Below are 2,953 nucleotides of genomic sequence, written 5' to 3'. Positions count from 1 at the left end.
ACTACAATTTCTTTTTCCGTAACACAAACCTCCCGGTTTGTGACTCTTGATATCTACAACATCAAAGGACAGAAAGTGAAAACTTTGGATATTTTGGAGTGCTGTAACCGTGTTGCTGCTGCATCAACACAATTGATGCATTCCATAGATTGGAACGGGAAAGATGAATTCGGAAATCCTGTAAATTCCGGAGTTTATTTCTATAAATTGAAATGCGGGAAATATTCTGCTACGAAGAAGATGATTTTAATAAGGTAGTAAAAACTTGCCATCCGACAGCTGCCGGATGGCAAGTTTAAAATGAAGGTTAATTATGAAAAGTGCTATAATTCTGTTAATATTTATTATGATCTCATTATTGAGTTTCGCTCAGGAAATCCATTTCGATTGGATCGAAGCAGAGCCGGACACAATTTATGCTGATAATAACATAACCTATTCCGAAATAACTGTGCGTGTTATCAATGAAGATGAAATTCCGGTCGAAGATGTTCATGTCCATTTTCAATGTGATCTTGGAAATTGCATATATAATGCTTATACAAATGAAGAAGGTTTGGCAGAAACAACTTTCTGGGACGCCGGAGATGTTGGAACTGCTCATATTATTGCAACTATCGAAGGTGATGAAATTGAGGTCGAAGTTGAGATACTTCCTTTAGATCAGGTTGAGGATGATCAGGCAATTCTGTCAAATTTCTCAATTTCACCGAATCCTTTAAATATCGGGAATAAAAGAATCGAGATAAAATTCTCTTTAACGCAGAAGCAAAATGTGAATATGAAAATCTATAATATTAAAGGACAATTCATCGATACGATCTTAAATACACGGTTTGATAAAGGAAATCATACTGCAAATTATAATTTTTACCAGAGGAATAAACGAATTTCAAGCGGAATTTATTTCATAACTATAAAAATTAGTAATGAATTTTATTCGAGAAAGATCACGATTTTTTAGCAAGACTCGACTTGAAAGCGAAGCGTCGAGTTGAGGATTGCGTAACAATAAAATGAATTTCAGATATTTTTTTCCACAATTGGAGAAATGAAAGCTAATAAACAGAATACTGCAATCGTGATCCCGGTTTACAATTCCGAAAAATATCTCGCTAAATTGCTTACAAAAATCCTGCATTTCTTTCCAAAAGAAAATATCTTTGCTGTCGATGACGGTTCTTCTGATAAATCTGCAGAAATTTGTTCTTCTTATGGAATTAATCTTTTCAAATTTCTTCAAAATTCAGGGAAAGGTTCCGCTCTGAAAAAAGGATTTGAGGAAGCTATTAAGAATAATTTTGTTTTTGCGATAACTCTTGATAGCGACTTGCAGCATGATCCAGATAAAATCCCGGATTTCATCAAAAAACAGAATGAAAAAGAGTCAGATCTGGTGATCGGGAAAAGGAATTTCTCACTTACAAAAATGCCTTTGCACAGAATTTGCAGCAATACTTTAACGAGTTTTATAGTTTCACTGGTAACTGGTTATAGAGTTTTCGATTCGCAATCCGGATATCGTTTGTATAACTTGAATTTGATCGGAAGACTAAACTTTGTTTCTCAAAAATACCAATTTGAAACCGAGATCATTCTCAAATTTGCTAAATTAAAAGCAAGAATAGATTTTATAGAGATCGAGACCATTTATAGCGGACAAAAAAGTTACATTTCGCATTTTCGTGACATCATGAATTTTATCAAAATAGTGATTCATGAAATGAGAAATTAGCCGTGAAGAATGCCATGATTCTCATTTTTAAATAAAATAATTTTGGCTTCGCAGTTAACCCTAAACCGTTAAAACGGTTATGTTATCATATTCTGTAGACTTGTTTCACCCTGATAAATCAGGGTGTTAATCTGAAAAAAAGAAATTAATTTCGATGAAAGTTATTCAGAGCAACACCACAATTGTTTACTTCGGCTTTTGACGGACATTGTGGTGATAAGAAATTCAAAAAAATTATCCTTAACCATTTTAATGGTATATATAAACTTTTCAGATTCAAATAAATTGAAAATTTAGGGACATTCAAAATTAACAATTGTTTCTTATTGACATTAATTTTAAGTGAAAACTTTGTGCTTTTCAGTGTTCTTCGGAGCACAAATTATTTTGGAGATTTAATGAGAATATTACTGACGAATGACGACGGGATAGATGCTCCGGGAATTAATATTTTAGCAGAAAAACTGCAGGAAAAACACGAAATAATTGTTGTTGCTCCAGCAGAAGAACAAAGTGCTGCTTCGCATTCCATCACTTTATTCCAGCCGATCCGGATTTTAGATAAAGGTGAAAATCGATTTGCAGTAACCGGAACACCGACAGATTGTATCAGCATCGCTTTTCAGACCATCTTGAAAAAGCCGGTCGATCTGGTGATTTCAGGGATCAACGGCGGACAAAACATGAGCGAGGATGTACTTTATTCCGGAACAGTTGCTGCGGCTCTGGAAGCGATGTTTCTCGGTAATAAAGCGATCGCAATTTCGCTGGCATCTTATACGGATCAGAAATTTGAAACAGCTGCGTTCTATATGGACAAAATGCTTGATAACGGAATTATGGAGTTGATCGGAAAAAAGGAAATCTTAAATATTAATATCCCAAATGTAGAAATATCAGAAGTTAAAGGTATTAAAATAACGGAATTAGGTCATCGTCATTATACGGATTTCGTGAAAGAAAAAACAGATAAACAGGGAAATACATTTTATTATATTGGTGGAGACGAACCGTTCTGGTGCTTGGAAGATAATAAGGATTCAAAAGCGATTGCAGAAAACTTCATTTCCATAACACCGATCTATCCCGATTTCACTAAAAAAGATTCTATTCCGAAAATCAGAAAATGGATCGATGAAATGAGCCATGAAGAACACTAAAAAACGCGAAGAAGAAGTTACCAATCGGGGGATTGGTAACTATTTTTTTGTGTATTTT

The 2,953-nt window shown here is 34.3% G+C and carries 4 protein-coding genes; all 4 read left to right on the top strand.

Annotated features, from left to right (window positions below):
- A partial coding sequence (locus ENL20_04530) for a T9SS type A sorting domain-containing protein (protein ID HHE37821.1) occupies positions 1-258 on the top strand: 258 nt, incomplete at its 5' end.
- 55 nt (positions 259-313) lie between these two features.
- Positions 314-964 carry a T9SS type A sorting domain-containing protein gene (locus ENL20_04525; protein ID HHE37820.1) on the top strand — a complete coding sequence of 217 codons (651 nt, stop codon included), beginning with the start codon at positions 314-316 and terminating at the stop codon, positions 962-964.
- An 87-nt stretch (positions 965-1,051) separates the two neighbouring features.
- Positions 1,052-1,735 carry a glycosyltransferase family 2 protein gene (locus ENL20_04520; GenBank protein HHE37819.1) on the top strand — a complete coding sequence of 228 codons (684 nt, stop codon included), beginning with the start codon at positions 1,052-1,054 and terminating at the stop codon, positions 1,733-1,735.
- Positions 1,736-2,133: 398 nt separating this feature from the next.
- Positions 2,134-2,895, top strand: a complete 762-nt coding sequence (gene surE, locus ENL20_04515) for a 5'/3'-nucleotidase SurE (protein ID HHE37818.1) — start codon at positions 2,134-2,136, stop codon at positions 2,893-2,895.
- Positions 2,896-2,953: the final 58 nt, after the last annotated feature.

This window comes from Candidatus Cloacimonadota bacterium, from assembly GCA_011372345.1.
In the GTDB taxonomy this organism is placed as follows: domain Bacteria; phylum Cloacimonadota; class Cloacimonadia; order Cloacimonadales; family TCS61; genus DRTC01.
This window is presented reverse-complemented; position numbering and strand designations above follow the sequence as displayed.